Below are 13,790 nucleotides of genomic sequence, written 5' to 3' on the forward strand. Positions count from 1 at the left end.
AGGTAAAACCTAGGCTCAAAATCCGGGGAAATTACTTAGGCCACGACATATTTCTGGATAGTCGCAATCAATTCATCAGGTTTGAATGGTTTTGTCATATAACCATTTGTGCCAGCCATTTGACCTTTCATCTTATTGATCAAGCCGTCTCTTGCTGTCACCATAATAATGGGTAAATTCTTGAACTTAGGAATTTTGCGAATCGTTTTACAAAAATCTAAACCATCCATATCGGGCATAGTTAAATCAAGTAATATTAAATCGACTTGTTTTTGACTGAGGATATTTAAGGCATCTAGGGAATTGTTAATACAGAGCACATTATAGTGCTCGGTCAAAGCTCGCTTGATAGAAAGTTGAACAATAGGACTATCATCTACAGACAGAATTGTTGGCAAGCTAGCAGCTGCTTTGCTGCTTGGGATCGCCCCAGCTGGGGAATCAGCTGCTGAAGTCTTATCAAAACTTATCATTCCAGAATTAGCCCAATTAAAATAAGATTTAGCAACTTTCAAAGGATCTTTATTCATTGCCAGCGCAATATCAAGCAAAGTTCGCTGTCCATCAACATAGTGATGGAAATGGCTGATTACTTTGGGGTCACTCACTTTTAGCAAATTACTTTCGCTCACATAAGGCACTGTGTCCATTGAAGAAATCTTGGAAGCTAAGCTTGACCATTGTATGCGACGGTAATTGAGCTCGACTTCCAATTCTTGCCAATTAAACCCTTGATAATTTTCATTAGCTATAAGGTCGAAATCATTTGAGTTTTGATACTGGACTTTTACCGGAAAAGTCACAAATCTTTCCAACATTAAAATAATTTGATTATGAAGATGATCATTAATTTTCTTCCAGGTCAGAATCTCAAGTTGAACCAATATTTCTAGTAATTCTTGAACAGATTTGGGGTCTGTTAATGTTCTGCCAGCTGCGGAAAGAGTAGCGTTAATCGACTTCTTATTTATCCTAGAATCTATACTCTCGGCAAGTTGAAGATTATTGGGTACTATTGACCCTCCATATATCAGGGCCCCGTTATGGATTATCAGTACACCACTTCTTTGTTTTTGCAATGAGCTAACTTGCGTTTCTACTGTTAATACTCCGTTAGTATTTTGATTAAGTTGAGAGTTCAGTAAATTCTTTAATTCTTGATTCTGATACTGTTGCAATCGCATATTTTAGATGAATACTAAATAGATAAGATAATAAAAATAATAGATGAGACAATAAAATGAAGAAGTACATTTCTTTTGTCATTGTTCCCCGAAGTATAGCTTAAAACACACAAAAAAACGACTAAACACCAAAAATTAACAGGAAAAACCGTATTTTAGTGTTTAGATTTATATAAACTTAATAATACAAAACATGACTTCGTCTATTATATCTAAAACATATTAAATACCAAATGTTATAGAATGTCATATTTGGATTGTTTTGAGGCTTTTTTGAGCTTAGTCTATCTATTAAAAAGCGTTCTGTCTAAAACATATTCAATATCAAATGTTATAAAATGTAATGCAACGCATGGTTCATTTATTAAAAAGCTATATAGCCATTCTCAAATTGATGAGATGCATAATGCTCTGCTTTCGGGAACGCTCACCAAGATAGGGAATCGGCAATAGAGAACATCAAGATCTACCCCATGAATCTGAGAAACGCTCTACATTAAATCAGGTTGCTAAATTATTTAAGAAAAAACTGAGTCAGTATATTTTCTGAGATTGTTTGTACTATCTCTCAAAAAGGTAGTAATCTAGTAGTTAGGACAGTTTAATATATTTCAACATCTACTATAGATGTTAATTGACAATGTCAGCTATTGTTAATCCGACTAACCCTTTTAGTGAATTACCCAATGCTAATGGGGGTCTTGATATTCAAGGCTTTGTAAATCGAGAGAACAGGCTAAATGGCACAGCCCAGAGAGATTCCATTACGGGTGCTAATTTGGCCGATGTTTTGGGTGGTTTATCCGGTGGAGATACTATTGAAGGAAGAGGTGGCAATGATACTCTTTTAGGTTGTAATGATGACGATACCCTCGATGGTGGGGCAGATGATGATGTCCTTCAGGGTAATGAAGGTGATGATTTGTTACTGGGAGGTACTTCTGGGAGTGATGTCCTCGAAGGGGGAGCAGGAAATGACACTCTTCACGGCAGTCTAAATGTGGAAAATGTGAATTTAGTAGGCGAGAACATCACTGTTGCTAAAATTCCTAGTACGAATCTTAACCAGGTCCAAACTGGATTAAACGGAGTTTTGGCGGCAATCAAATCTATGTTGACTGCTAACGATGGTAATGATAGTTTGAGTGGTGGTTCTGGAGATGATCTGCTCATCGTAGCAGATGGCAATAATACTCTAGATGGTGGTGCTGGTGCTGATACTTTCCAGTTTTTGTTTGCTGAGGAAGTTCCTAATAATTTGAATGACATCTCTGATTTTCAACCAGGAGAAGATTCTATTGTTATTCAAGGAGTAGCCGATAATAACGAGGCTAGTTATGATCCCAATACTGGGAGGATTTCTCTTAATGGGCAAGAAATCATTCAGCTAGATGTTGGGCTTGATATTGATGCAGATGATATTGAGTTTATCTAAGGCTTGTGGTCTAACTTCAAGGTAAACCGCGTCCATATTGAGAAATGGAGTTTTGAAATAAAGTTATAGAGGCCTCAAACCCTGTTCCCTATTCCCTATTCCCTATTCCCTGTTCCCGAAACAATGACAAAAACTACAGGTTTCAAACTAGACGCGGTTTATGTCATTGTGTCAACTGACAAAGAAAATGTATAATGGGCTTCCCGTAAAGAGTTTTTATTCACCAATGTCTCTTAGCCAAGCAGTTCCTTTAGACAAAATCCGTTACAACGAACAAGGACTAGTTCCCGCGATCGCACAAGACTATCTCGATGGCACAGTTTTGATGATGGCTTGGATGAATCGAGAGTCTTTGGCAAAAAGCTTAGAAACAGAAGAAGCCTGGTACTGGAGCCGTTCTCGTCAAGAATTATGGCATAAAGGGGCAACTTCTGGTCATTTCCAGAAAATTCGCGGGATTCGTTACGATTGTGACAGTGATGCTTTGTTGCTGACTATTGAACAAATTGGTGATATTGCCTGTCATACAGGAGAGCGAAGCTGTTTTCACCAGGTCAATAATCACAAAGATGCGCCCCCAGCTGATACCCTTTCTGAAGTTTTTCAGGTTATCCGCGATCGCGCTATTAACCCCACCGCCGAGTCTTATACTTGCAAGTTGCTAGCGGGGGGAGATAATAAAATTCTCAAGAAAATTGGTGAGGAGTCGGCCGAAGTTGTGATGGCTTGTAAAGATGACGATCCAGATGCGATCGCTTCGGAAGTTGCAGACTTGTTCTATCACACTCTAGTTGCCCTGGCCTACCATAAAGTAGATCTGCGCGATGTTTATCGTCAACTAGATAAAAGAAGGAGTTGATCTGAAATCTTGACAAAATATCTTCAGTAAGATTAACATTACAAGCGTGTGAGGAAGTGAACTAAGAAGGGAGCCAAGACGAAACACGGCAAGTCGTTGGCTCCCTTTTTAAGTTTATATAAGTCTTGTTGTCTGAATTTTTTTAATCTTAATATAACGAAAAATTCTAGCCGAGCCATCCTGCTAGATTATGCTTTTGTTGCTCGCTCAGATTATCGCATTGAACTATTTCATAACGAACTGCTCGTGGTTCTGTTAGCTTGACAGGGAAAGTGATTAGCTCATCCTGGTGGAAAATGGTCACAGATATGCGATCGCCTGGTTGATAGTTTTTCAAATGTTCATTTAATCCTCCAGATTTTACCTTAATGCCTGCGATCGCAAGTAACTCATCTCCAAGATTAATACCTGCAAGCTCAGCGGGAGAATTGGCTTCCACAAATTTGATTACTTCTCGGTTATTTTCGGTATTAACTTTTAATCCTAAATGGGGAACAGGTTCTTTGTCTTGAATCGGTTTCACTCTGAGACCAAAAGGTTTGAGGTAATCATCGAAAGGTAATTCTACGGTAGTTTCTAAGTAACTATGGAAAAACTCACTCAAATCCTGTTCGGCAATCTCTTCGATAGTTTTTTGCAACTGCTGAGGAGTAAAACCAATTTCATCCTTACCAAAACGCTCCCACATCAAACGCATCACATCATCTAGCGATCGCTGATTATGATGTTGCTCTCGGATCAATAAATCTAATAATAAAGAAACAAATTGTCCCTTGAGATAATAGGAAATCTGATTATTATCACTATAGCCATCACGACGATATAGTTTAATCCAAGCATCAAAACTAGATTCTCCTAGGGGTTGGACATTACGACCAGGAATCGTTAAGTAACGAGTCAAATCTTTACTCAGATTTTCGAGAAATTTTTTGCGATTATAAATACCCGAACGCAAAGGAATTAAAATATCATAATAACTAGTAGTTCCTTCGGAAAACCATAAAGAACTGGTATAGTTTTCTTGTTCGTAATCAAAAGTTTCTAGAGCTTGAGGCCGAATTCTTTTAATATTCCAGAGGTGAAAAAATTCATGAGCTACTAATTGCATGAAACGATTGTATTTATCCTTATCTCGAAATCCCAGACGAGGATAATTAAGAGTGCAACAATCTTTATGTTCCAACCCACCATAACCGCTACCAGACAGATGCAATAAAAACATATACTTGCTGTAGGGCAACCCACCAAAAAGTTCAGCTTCTGTTTCAATTATCTTCTTAGTGTCTTGAATTATCTGTTGCCGATTGAGATTTCCTTGTCCCCAAAGCACAAACTGATGGGGTTTTCCCAAAACTTCAAAATCCCAAACTTTTTGGGTTCCAATCTCAAACGGAGTATCAACTAATGTATCAAAATCTTGAGCCAGATAAGTATTAGTTGCCTTAGGTACTGACGGTAAAGTTGTGCTTATTTGCCAGTCCGCTTGGGTCGGGACAATTTTGACTGTGATTGGCTTGTCAGTGAACCCTGGAATAAACATTAACAAAGCAGCAGGATTAAAGTAACCGTGAGTGGCATCTAAATGATTTGTTCTTACCGTCAAATCATTAGCATATACTCGATAATTGATAGTAATATCAGAGCTGTCCTTTGTGTCTATTTGCCAGTGATTTTTACTTAATTTTTTGCTTGATAAATACTGTTGGCTACTGCTATCTTCTGCCGAAAAATCTTGTAAATGTCTGGCATATTCTCTGACTAGATAAGAGCCAGGAGTCCAAACAGGCATTTTTAGATCTAGCCGATCTTTTTGCCAATTAGTAAGATTCAACGTAACTTCAAATAGATGGGAAGTCGGTTGAGACATTCCTACTTGGTAAAGTATGTTTGTGTTGATTTTGGTTGATTCTGGACTTTTAATAGCAGTAGATTCTGTCATTTAGTTTAAGCAATAAGTAACAGGTAATGGGTAATGGGTAAGCGATTGTTAATCTCTAATGATTTATTTAAGACTAGCAATTTTCTTGAATTATTTGGCAACATTCGGTGACAGATTTTCTCTCGGCCATCGCGATGACCAAGGCATCAAAAGCTCGCTTATGTCTTTCCAATAAACTAGTTGCTTGTAGTTGTCCCCAACGTTCTTTTTGACTATAAATTGTATTGGGGAAACCAGCCATATTTAAAGCTATTTGTAATTGTTGGCAATCTTCCTGTCCTCCTTCTGCCTCATCGTAAACTAATTTTTCAGCAGCAATCCCTGCCATCCAAACAGTGCATAAACGATCTAAAGTTAAGGGAAGATCTTTTTTATCTACAGTTTTGGAGATTGCCGAATTGGGCTCAAAAACAACTCCTCCTTGCCCATAATGTCCTTTTCTAAAAGCTTCCCAAGCTGTCAAACTATATTCTGTAATGGGGATTCCCAAAAAATAAGCTGTTAAAAAATGACCCGCTTCGTGGTGAATAACTCGTTGCCTTTGTTCACTTGTGACAAATAAGTCTAAAAATAAAGTAGCCCCTTTATTATTCCAACTTAAAGTATCGATAGTTGCTAAACCCAGAATGCCAAAAGTGGTTATGGCAGGAACTGCGGGGGGAATATTTAGAATAGGCCCCAAGATCGTCGATACGGTCATGATAAAAATTCCGATCGCGATTATGTTTAAAGATGTCTGCTGCATGAAAAGAGATTTTTATTAAAAATGTTGCGTTTTGTAAATTAATTGTTATTCTACAATCAATCTTAATCTCTTTTCATGTCATTAAATTAAGTGCTATCTTCTTAGCGACTAAAATCAATGCCTCTTTCTCTGAGTTGTTGCATAAAAAATGCTTCGAGAGTGAGTCGATCCAAATTCATACGAACTAATTGGGCATCAATATTTTTCAAATAAGAGATAAACTCTGCTGGTTCTTTTTGGAGTTGACCATGCCAACGATTATGTTCCCAAGTTAAATTAGTGAGCCAAGGGGTTAGTTGTTCGGAATCGCCACCTTTAATGGTGACATGATAACTATTGCTAGTGCCTAAAAGTTCATCTAAAGAACCCTGACAAATCAAATCTCCTAAAGCTAGAACCGCAACGCGATCGCATATTTGCTCAACATCTGCCAAAATATGGGAGTTGAAAAAGATAGTTTTTCCTTGCTGTTTTAAAGATAAAATAATCTCGCGAATCCGATATCTTCCCATCGGGTCCAATCCCGACATCGGCTCATCGAGAAAGACAATCTCTGGATCATTAATTAAAGCTTGGGCCATGCCCACTCTTTGCAACATGCCCTTTGAATATTGCTTAAGCTTCTTTTTCTTGGCAGTGGATTGGGCTAATCCTACTAAATTCAATAATTCGATAATGCGTTTCTTTTGCACTGCCCGAGGAATCTGAAACAATCCTGCGGTGAACTCCAAAAATTCCCAAGCTGTTAAATATTCATAATAATAAGCATTTTCGGGAAGGTAGCCAATTCTTTGTTTGACTCGGCGATCGCCAATCTGTTTGTCAAGGACTATTCCTTTGCCAGAAGTTGGCTTAGTAATATCAAGTAAAATTTTTAATAAAGTTGTCTTGCCTGCGCCATTGGGCCCCAGCAATCCAAAGGTTTCTCCTTGATAGATTGTGAGAGAGCAATCTTTGAGAGATTCAATTTTTTTGTTCATCCAAAAGCCAGTGCGGTAGACTTTGCAAAGATTCCAAGTCTGTACCACGGGAATGGGTTCATTGTAGATTGGCTCAGTTGGTAAATCAGCAGTAGAATACATTTACTAGTTAGGAATTCATTTGATGTTGTTGTACATCACCTATAGTTCCCCAAATATCCTTAATTATTTGCCGGCATTAGCTATCTTTATTTTTCCTAATTCCCTAACCCCCTAACACCCCAAACCTCAAAGCAGATATTAAGCCTAGGTACTTATTCTCTCTTAGGAGTGAGACTCTGCCAAATCCTTGATCAAAGGCAGCTTTGAATTGAGATAAACCTTGACGACCAGAGTCTCTTCTCTAGAAAGTCGGTTTTTTATTTCTAGTTGCCCGAGTAATCTTGTAATCACCTCAGTATCGTTTAAGGATAATAATTCGTAGAGATTTGCCTGCTCAATTACCTTCCAAATTTGGCGCAATAGTGAAATATTCAAGGCGCTTTACCTCCAACAGAAGCGGGAATGATTCGTTGAGTCTTAAATCAACATTAAAATCTTAAACCCTGAAGGTCAAATCTAAAGAAAATCTTTAGATTTATAATAAATAACAAAATGAAAGTTTACAATGCTTAACAAAGTAAGCACTTTTCGCAATAAAATGCTAGGTTGGCCTAAAAAGGCAAGAACTTTGTCTTGGTTTAATCCATCTTACTTAATAAAAAATTTTTTATCTTTAAAATTACAATGTTATCTATATCTAAGGTTGATTCTCGCTCCTTTAGTCTGTGCTGCTATGTCAACCGCACCGACCAGATTCAAATTGTCCGGATTTCGAATATTGACGAATGGTATTTTGAAAAAGTGATTTTTCCTCAACAACGTTTGTTGTTTGATGCGCTACCAGAAGCAGAATTGGAAGTTTATTCGAAGAACAGCAGTGAGACAACTCGAATTAGCTGTGAAGGATTGTTAGTTGATTGACCAGGGCTTGGCTCTGTTTTAAGGATCATGAATCTTGATTTTCGCTTCGGTGTTATTAGCGACCCTCATATTGCGCTACCACAAACTATTAGTAATAATGGCAAAAAAAGATTTCATTTAGTGGAGGTTAGCATCTCTGCTTTGGAACAAGCTTTAGAGCATTTAGAATCTTTGGATTTAGATTTTCTGTTGTTGCCTGGCGATTTAACCCAGAATGGTGAGCCTGCAAATCATCAATGGTTAGTCGAGCGTTTGGCTAGATTGCCTTTTCCTGCCTATGTGATTCCTGGTAATCATGATGTTCCGAGTTTATTGGCCACTGAATCTGCGATCGCGATTGCTGATTTTCCTGAATATTACCAGCAGTTTGGTTATCAAAATAGTTCCCAACTATATTACAGTCGGGAGATTCTCCCAGGAGTGCAACTGATTGGGCTGAATTCCAATTTGTTTGACTCTGAAGGTACTCAGTTAGGTTTCTTAGATGCTGAGCAATTAGAATGGTTAGAAAGCTGTTTGGCAAATTTACGGGATAAATTAGTTTTAGTTGCGGTTCATCACAATGTGATTGAACATTTACCAGGACAATCCCGACATCCTTTGGGGCAGCGCTATATGTTGGGCAATAGTCAGGAACTATTGTCCATTCTCAAAAAATACCAAGTGCAATTGCTTTTCACTGGTCATTTACATGTTCAGGATATTGCCCAATCTGATGATATTTATGAGATATGTACAGGCTCGTTGGTTAGCTATCCCCATCCCTATCGAATAATTCGGGTAAGCAATCAAGATGCTGAGGATTTATCGGTCAAAATAGAATCTCATCAGATAACTTCGGTTCCTGGTTGGCCAGATTTGGCTACAACATCCAGGGAATTTCTGGGCGATCGCTCTGACAAATTTATGATGAGCTTGCTAACCTGCTCCCCCTTAAATCTTGATCCTCAAGAGGCAGTAAAGTATGTTCCTCAATTGCGTTATTTTTGGGCAGATATAGCCCAGGGTGATACTATTTTCGACTTTCCCGAATTTCCTGACCAACTACAAGAGTATTTTTCGGCATTTGGTGCGATCGATGACCAGGGAAGATCACAATTAATCGATAATCAGGTTAATTTAACAATTAATTAGATTTTTTGGGAATTGTTATCATCGATAACTGGAGTAAGCCAACAGAAAAAGCAAAAATTGGATGAGCAAGCCTAAAAGTAGACGAAATTTTCTGACACTATCAGCAGGCGCGATCGGAGCCACTCTCATACTACAAAATGGATTAAAAGGAAATAGTGCAACCTCTTTCGATCCCACAACGGAAATTATAGCGAAAAGAAATAGACCAAGAGCTGCCAAGATACCCGTCATCTTGGATACTGATATTGGTGGTGATATTGATGATGCTTGGGCCTTGGCCTTGCTTCTGAAATCACCAGAGCTTGATTTGAAGATGCTGCTTACCGATACGGGAAATCCTCAATATCGTGGAGCTGTAGCAGGGAAGTATCTCGAAGCTGCGGGTAGAACTGATATTCCTATAGGCTTGGGCATCTATGAAAATGATGGAACAGGCCCTCAGGAATCATGGTTGGGTGACTATAAAATCTCGGATTATCCTGGCCCAGTTTACAAGGAGGGTGTGGTGGCAATGATTGAGATGATTATGGCCTCACCTGAGCCGATTACCTTAATTTGTATTGGACCCGTCCCCAACATCAAAGCAGCCCTTGAGATTGAGCCTCGCATTGTCAATAATGTCAAAATTAAAGCAATGTTGGGCAGCCTCAGATATGGTTACGATGGCAATAGCGAGATTACTCAGGAAACTAATGTCCGCTTAAACCCCGATGCTTGTAGAAAGATGTTAGAGGCATTTCCTGATATTACAATTACTCCTCTTGATACTTGTGGCATCGTTTATCTTAGAGACCGAAAATATCGCAAAGTGCGTAGTTCTCAAGATGCTTTGATCCGAACTCTTATTGAAAGCTATGATAGCTGGGCTGAACATGTTGACTGGACAAAAGTTGATCCCAATGTCAAGAGTTCTACTTTGTTCGACATGGTAGCTGTTTACCTTACCTTGTCCGAAGAATATGTGGAAATGGAAAACTTGGGCATTCGAGTAACAGATGATGGTTACACTTTAATTGATGAGAATGCAAAGGTGATTCGATGCGCCACTGCCTGGAAAAATTTACCTGCTTTTGAAGACTGGCTAGTCAGGCGTCTACTCTCAAGTTCTAAATAATTAAAACCTACATCAATTCCTAAGAACTAATGTAGGCTAATTACTTATTACTTATTACTCATTACTTTCATCTAGCAACCCTAGCTCGCTTTGTAGTAAGTCACATCACGATCTTTAGTTGCCCAGAACATTTGGTGAATTTTTTGGACAGCATCCATCAATTCATTAGCATGATCAAGACTTACTTCAACTTTGCAAGCAGAACATAGTTTAGCGGCTTTCCAGAAAGTATCGTGAAGCTCAGGATATTTTTCAAGATGTACAGGTTTGAAGTAATCTGTCCAAAGAATCAAGATATCATCTTTGGTTTTTTGAGCTTGCTCTTCTTTAATGGCAATGAAACGGGAAAGAGTGTTTTGATAAGCTACAGTAGCCGCTGCATCACTAGAATCAGGTACTTCTAGAGCAAGAATTTTTTTAGTCATAGATAGCACTGCTTCAGCTGTAATACGTGCAGCAGCAGGATCGTAGACACCACAAGGCCCGTCGCAATGAGCATGGACTTCTGGTGCAGGAGACCAATTTTTGATCTTGGCAATAACTTGTTTCAACATAGTACTTATGATTTCTCTGTTTATATGCAATGATTCGAGAGATCATTGACGGTAAATTGCTTGAGCGATGAAGAGGATAAGATAATGCAAACGTTTACATTACAGCATTTTGCTTATATCTCCCACCTCGATATAGCTTAGTGTGACTTGGGGTGCCTTTGCAAGAAGAAACAGTTGGGAATCACGAATTCTTAGATTATTTTTAACTTTCTGCGTTCGGCATATAATTCAGATTGGTAAGGTTTTCATCAAAAAAATCCATGCGCTTATTTCCTGTCACTTTAGCGATCGCAGTTTTGGCTGGCCCCATATTATTTTCTCCTAGGCCGCAGAATTCTGCGATCGCAGCAGAATTGGCTGAAATTCAAAATCGCGGCAAAATTACGATTGCGGTTAAGGATAATCTGCGTCCTTTGGGCTATCGGGATCAGCAGGAGAATCTAATTGGTTTAGAAATTGATATTGCCCGTCGTTTAGCCACAGAGATTTTAGGAGATGCGGATGCTGTCAATTTAGTGCCAGTCCAGAATAAAGATCGCTTAAAAGTTGTTATAAATGACGATGTGGATATCGCGATCGCCAACGTAACGGATACCTCATCTCGTCGTCGTCTTGTTGCCCTTAGTCCTTACTATTATCTTGATGGCACAGGCATTATCACCAAAGATATTACATTTGCTAAAGTCAATGACTTAATGGCAGGCACAATTGCGGTACTATACAACTCGTCCACTATTGCTGTGATTCGTGAACGATTGCCCCAAGCGAAACTAGTGGGCGTTGCTTCCTATCAGGAGGCATTGGAGCTATTAGAGGATGGGAAAGTTGATGCTTTTGCTGGCGATCGCACTGTCTTGGCGGGTTGGGAACAAGAATATTCCCAATACCGATTGCTCTGGGAACGTTTATCTGGGGAAGCTTTATGTATAGTTATGCCCAAAGGGCTACAATATGAGTCCCTAAGGAGCAAAATTAATAACGCAGTTTTAGATTGGCGAGAATCAGGATGGTTACAAGAAAGAATTAAATATTGGGGACTTTAAATTAAGGACGGAGGAATAAGGAAGAAGGAACGAGGAATAATTACCAATCAATAAATAGACAATAGATTAGTTAATAAATAAATACATAAAAGAAAATTTGGTTATGGATGACAATTTACCTTTAGTTTATATTTCTACTTTATTGGCAATTTTGCTAATCGCAGCATTTTTTGTCGTCAAAGAAGTAATTAAAATCAGACTTTCAGAAAATAAATTTAGCAAGTTACAGAAAAAACTTAAAGAGCAAAAAGGGACAGCCCAAGAATATTATGAACTGGGAAGTTTATATCTTGATAAAAAACTTTTTGTGCAATCTTTAACTCTTTTCCAAAAAGCTCTAAAAGACAAAGACCTAGAACCAGAAAATAAGGCCCTGATTTACAATGCTATTGGTTACGCTTATTTCGCCCAAGAACAATATGACATTGCCATTCGCCAATACAAAGAAGCTTTGAAAATTTATCCAGAATATGTGATTGCTTTAAATAATTTGGGCAATGTTTATGAAAAGAAACAAATGATTGTCAAAGCTGTAGAAACCTACGAAGCAGCAGCCCAATACGAGCCAGAAAATAAGATCGCAAAACAACGCCTAGAATCTCTTAAGAAGCGCTTAGTTGGTTCTAATTCTAAATAATAAGTTTCTTTTGCGACTTCTAGACAGATTGAAGCCTCAAGTTTAAAGACTGCTGGAATTGAGGCTTTCTTCTTCTTCTCGGGTCTTCGGTAGATGAAGACCGCATTCCTGTTTTAGTCCATTAAAGCGAGTATCTCTCTCGTCGGTGTCATCTGCGGTTAGAGGACGACTAGAATGCCAGTCCCCAACGCTGACATAACCAAGATCGAAATAGGGATGGTAGGGCAAATCATGGGCCATCAAGTATTTATAGATATCTCGGGAGTTCCAGTTAAGAATCGGGTGTATTTTGTAAATATCTCCTTGTTTGGCAACCCTGCCCAATGTTTGACGATGTTTGGTTTGTTCACTACGTAGTCCGGCTAGCCAGGCTTTGACATTAAGTTCTCTTAAAGCTCTTTGCATTGGCTCGACCTTGCGTATCTGGTCGTAGTGGTTGAAAGCTTCTAGATTGTCCTGCTCCCAAAGTTTTCCGTGCAACGCTTCCATTCGGGCAGGAGACATTGATGATTGGTAAACTTTCAGGTTTAGTTCTAGTCTCTGGATTAATTTTTCGGCAAATTGATAGGTTGCTGAGGGTAAATAACCAGTATCAATCCAGACCACGGGAATATCGGGGATCAATCTAGTGACTAAATGCAACATCACCGCAGATTGGATACCAAAGCTGGTGGTCATGACAATATTGTCGTGGAAATTCTTGGCGCCCCAAGCTACCAATTCACTAGCTTCTACTTTCTCTAATTGCTGATTGACTAATTCTAAATTTAGCGGTTGAGTCTCGATCGCTGCACTAATCATATATTATGTTCAAAAAATAGATTATTTTAAGTTAGCAACTCAAATTAATTCCGATTATACAACGGCAACAAGACAAATATTTGTACCTAAGGTTACGTATTATCCTCCCTGTCGAGGTAGTGCTGTCTCCATCTAAAGGCTCTGCTCCCTTACCAACTAGTACGGTTGCGTGGAAGTGATAAGTAAGAAGTAATAAGTAATAAGTAATAAGTGTTGAGCTGTCAGCGTTTTGCTGATTCTTGTAGATTTTTGTTTTCCTACCGATTATTTTTGGGGCAAGTACGCTTAAATAGTTTAACGGGGCTTCGCCCTTGAAGGCAGAGGGCAGAGGGCAGCGGTGAGACCCCGCGCCGCCGTCAGGCGCAAGGGAACGCTCACCAAGAGAGAGGGCAGAAGGATAAA

General features: G+C 38.9%; 14 protein-coding genes. 7 read left to right on the forward strand and 7 right to left on the reverse strand.

What is annotated here, in order from left to right:
• Positions 1–35: 35 nt before the first annotated feature.
• On the reverse strand, positions 36–1,184 hold the full coding sequence (locus tag XEN7305_RS16885) for a PleD family two-component system response regulator (protein WP_006510690.1): 1,149 nt from the start codon (positions 1,182–1,184) through the stop codon (positions 36–38).
• Between the two features lie 640 nt (positions 1,185–1,824).
• Here XEN7305_RS16885 and XEN7305_RS26860 point away from each other — a divergent pair.
• Positions 1,825–2,619 (forward strand): calcium-binding protein, encoded by a 795-nt coding sequence (locus XEN7305_RS26860; protein WP_006510692.1) that lies wholly within the window; start codon positions 1,825–1,827, stop codon positions 2,617–2,619.
• Positions 2,620–2,845: 226 nt separating this feature from the next.
• Positions 2,846–3,478, forward strand: a complete 633-nt coding sequence (gene hisIE, locus XEN7305_RS16895) for a bifunctional phosphoribosyl-AMP cyclohydrolase/phosphoribosyl-ATP diphosphatase HisIE (RefSeq protein ID WP_202951294.1) — start codon at positions 2,846–2,848, stop codon at positions 3,476–3,478.
• Between the two features lie 166 nt (positions 3,479–3,644).
• On the opposite strand, the gene XEN7305_RS16900 is transcribed toward hisIE, so the two are convergent.
• From XEN7305_RS16900 to XEN7305_RS16915, 4 genes are all read right to left on the reverse strand, one after another.
• Positions 3,645–5,417, reverse strand: coding sequence for a M61 family metallopeptidase (locus XEN7305_RS16900; RefSeq protein WP_006510694.1), 1,773 nt, complete (start codon positions 5,415–5,417; stop codon positions 3,645–3,647).
• A gap of 73 nt (positions 5,418–5,490) precedes the next feature.
• Positions 5,491–6,162, reverse strand: coding sequence for a hypothetical protein (locus tag XEN7305_RS16905; RefSeq protein WP_006510695.1), 672 nt, complete (start codon positions 6,160–6,162; stop codon positions 5,491–5,493).
• Positions 6,163–6,263: 101 nt separating this feature from the next.
• Positions 6,264–7,244 (reverse strand): ABC transporter ATP-binding protein, encoded by a 981-nt coding sequence (locus XEN7305_RS16910; RefSeq protein WP_006510696.1) that lies wholly within the window; start codon positions 7,242–7,244, stop codon positions 6,264–6,266.
• 162 nt (positions 7,245–7,406) lie between these two features.
• Positions 7,407–7,619 (reverse strand): hypothetical protein, encoded by a 213-nt coding sequence (locus XEN7305_RS16915; RefSeq protein WP_040898349.1) that lies wholly within the window; start codon positions 7,617–7,619, stop codon positions 7,407–7,409.
• Positions 7,620–7,868: 249 nt separating this feature from the next.
• On the opposite strand from XEN7305_RS16915, the gene XEN7305_RS16920 reads away from it, so the two are divergent.
• The 3 genes from XEN7305_RS16920 (at position 7,869) to XEN7305_RS16930 (ending at position 10,353) form a co-directional block, all read left to right on the forward strand.
• A complete protein-coding gene (locus XEN7305_RS16920; RefSeq protein ID WP_006510697.1) occupies positions 7,869–8,105 on the forward strand; it encodes a DUF1830 domain-containing protein in 237 nt (78 codons plus the stop codon).
• A 27-nt stretch (positions 8,106–8,132) separates the two neighbouring features.
• Positions 8,133–9,239 (forward strand): metallophosphoesterase, encoded by a 1,107-nt coding sequence (locus tag XEN7305_RS16925; protein ID WP_006510698.1) that lies wholly within the window; start codon positions 8,133–8,135, stop codon positions 9,237–9,239.
• A gap of 61 nt (positions 9,240–9,300) precedes the next feature.
• Positions 9,301–10,353: a nucleoside hydrolase gene (locus XEN7305_RS16930; RefSeq protein WP_006510699.1), complete on the forward strand. Its 1,053-nt coding sequence runs from the start codon at positions 9,301–9,303 to the stop codon at positions 10,351–10,353.
• An 80-nt stretch (positions 10,354–10,433) separates the two neighbouring features.
• Here XEN7305_RS16930 and sodN read toward each other — a convergent pair whose 3' ends face one another.
• Positions 10,434–10,907, reverse strand: a complete 474-nt coding sequence (sodN, locus tag XEN7305_RS16935) for a superoxide dismutase, Ni (RefSeq protein ID WP_006510700.1) — start codon at positions 10,905–10,907, stop codon at positions 10,434–10,436.
• A gap of 260 nt (positions 10,908–11,167) precedes the next feature.
• On the opposite strand from sodN, the gene XEN7305_RS16940 reads away from it, so the two are divergent.
• Together XEN7305_RS16940 and XEN7305_RS16945 are read left to right on the forward strand one after the other, a co-directional pair.
• A complete protein-coding gene (locus XEN7305_RS16940; RefSeq protein WP_006510701.1) occupies positions 11,168–11,950 on the forward strand; it encodes a transporter substrate-binding domain-containing protein in 783 nt (260 codons plus the stop codon).
• A 103-nt stretch (positions 11,951–12,053) separates the two neighbouring features.
• Positions 12,054–12,587 carry a tetratricopeptide repeat protein gene (locus XEN7305_RS16945; RefSeq protein ID WP_006510702.1) on the forward strand — a complete coding sequence of 178 codons (534 nt, stop codon included), beginning with the start codon at positions 12,054–12,056 and terminating at the stop codon, positions 12,585–12,587.
• Between the two features lie 42 nt (positions 12,588–12,629).
• On the opposite strand, the gene XEN7305_RS16950 is transcribed toward XEN7305_RS16945, so the two are convergent.
• On the reverse strand, positions 12,630–13,388 hold the full coding sequence (locus XEN7305_RS16950; RefSeq protein WP_006510703.1) for a phosphoadenylyl-sulfate reductase: 759 nt from the start codon (positions 13,386–13,388) through the stop codon (positions 12,630–12,632).
• Positions 13,389–13,790: the final 402 nt, after the last annotated feature.

The organism is Xenococcus sp. PCC 7305 (assembly GCF_000332055.1).
Classification (GTDB): Bacteria; Cyanobacteriota; Cyanobacteriia; order Cyanobacteriales; family Xenococcaceae; genus Xenococcus.

What these genes read in the sequence shown, in the direction of transcription:
- XEN7305_RS16885 (WP_006510690.1), bottom strand. Translation starts at nt 1,184, where the DNA reads ATGCGATTGCAACAGTATCAGAATCAAGAATTAAAGAATTTACTGAAC.
- XEN7305_RS26860 (WP_006510692.1), top strand. Translation starts at nt 1,825, where the DNA reads ATGTCAGCTATTGTTAATCCGACTAACCCTTTTAGTGAATTACCCAAT.
- hisIE (WP_202951294.1), top strand. Translation starts at nt 2,846, where the DNA reads ATGTCTCTTAGCCAAGCAGTTCCTTTAGACAAAATCCGTTACAACGAA.
- XEN7305_RS16900 (WP_006510694.1), bottom strand. Translation starts at nt 5,417, where the DNA reads ATGACAGAATCTACTGCTATTAAAAGTCCAGAATCAACCAAAATCAAC.
- XEN7305_RS16905 (WP_006510695.1), bottom strand. Translation starts at nt 6,162, where the DNA reads ATGCAGCAGACATCTTTAAACATAATCGCGATCGGAATTTTTATCATG.
- XEN7305_RS16910 (WP_006510696.1), bottom strand. Translation starts at nt 7,244, where the DNA reads ATGTATTCTACTGCTGATTTACCAACTGAGCCAATCTACAATGAACCC.
- XEN7305_RS16920 (WP_006510697.1), top strand. Translation starts at nt 7,869, where the DNA reads ATGTTATCTATATCTAAGGTTGATTCTCGCTCCTTTAGTCTGTGCTGC.
- XEN7305_RS16925 (WP_006510698.1), top strand. Translation starts at nt 8,133, where the DNA reads ATGAATCTTGATTTTCGCTTCGGTGTTATTAGCGACCCTCATATTGCG.
- XEN7305_RS16930 (WP_006510699.1), top strand. Translation starts at nt 9,301, where the DNA reads ATGAGCAAGCCTAAAAGTAGACGAAATTTTCTGACACTATCAGCAGGC.
- sodN (WP_006510700.1), bottom strand. Translation starts at nt 10,907, where the DNA reads ATGTTGAAACAAGTTATTGCCAAGATCAAAAATTGGTCTCCTGCACCA.
- XEN7305_RS16940 (WP_006510701.1), top strand. Translation starts at nt 11,168, where the DNA reads ATGCGCTTATTTCCTGTCACTTTAGCGATCGCAGTTTTGGCTGGCCCC.
- XEN7305_RS16945 (WP_006510702.1), top strand. Translation starts at nt 12,054, where the DNA reads ATGGATGACAATTTACCTTTAGTTTATATTTCTACTTTATTGGCAATT.
- XEN7305_RS16950 (WP_006510703.1), bottom strand. Translation starts at nt 13,388, where the DNA reads ATGATTAGTGCAGCGATCGAGACTCAACCGCTAAATTTAGAATTAGTC.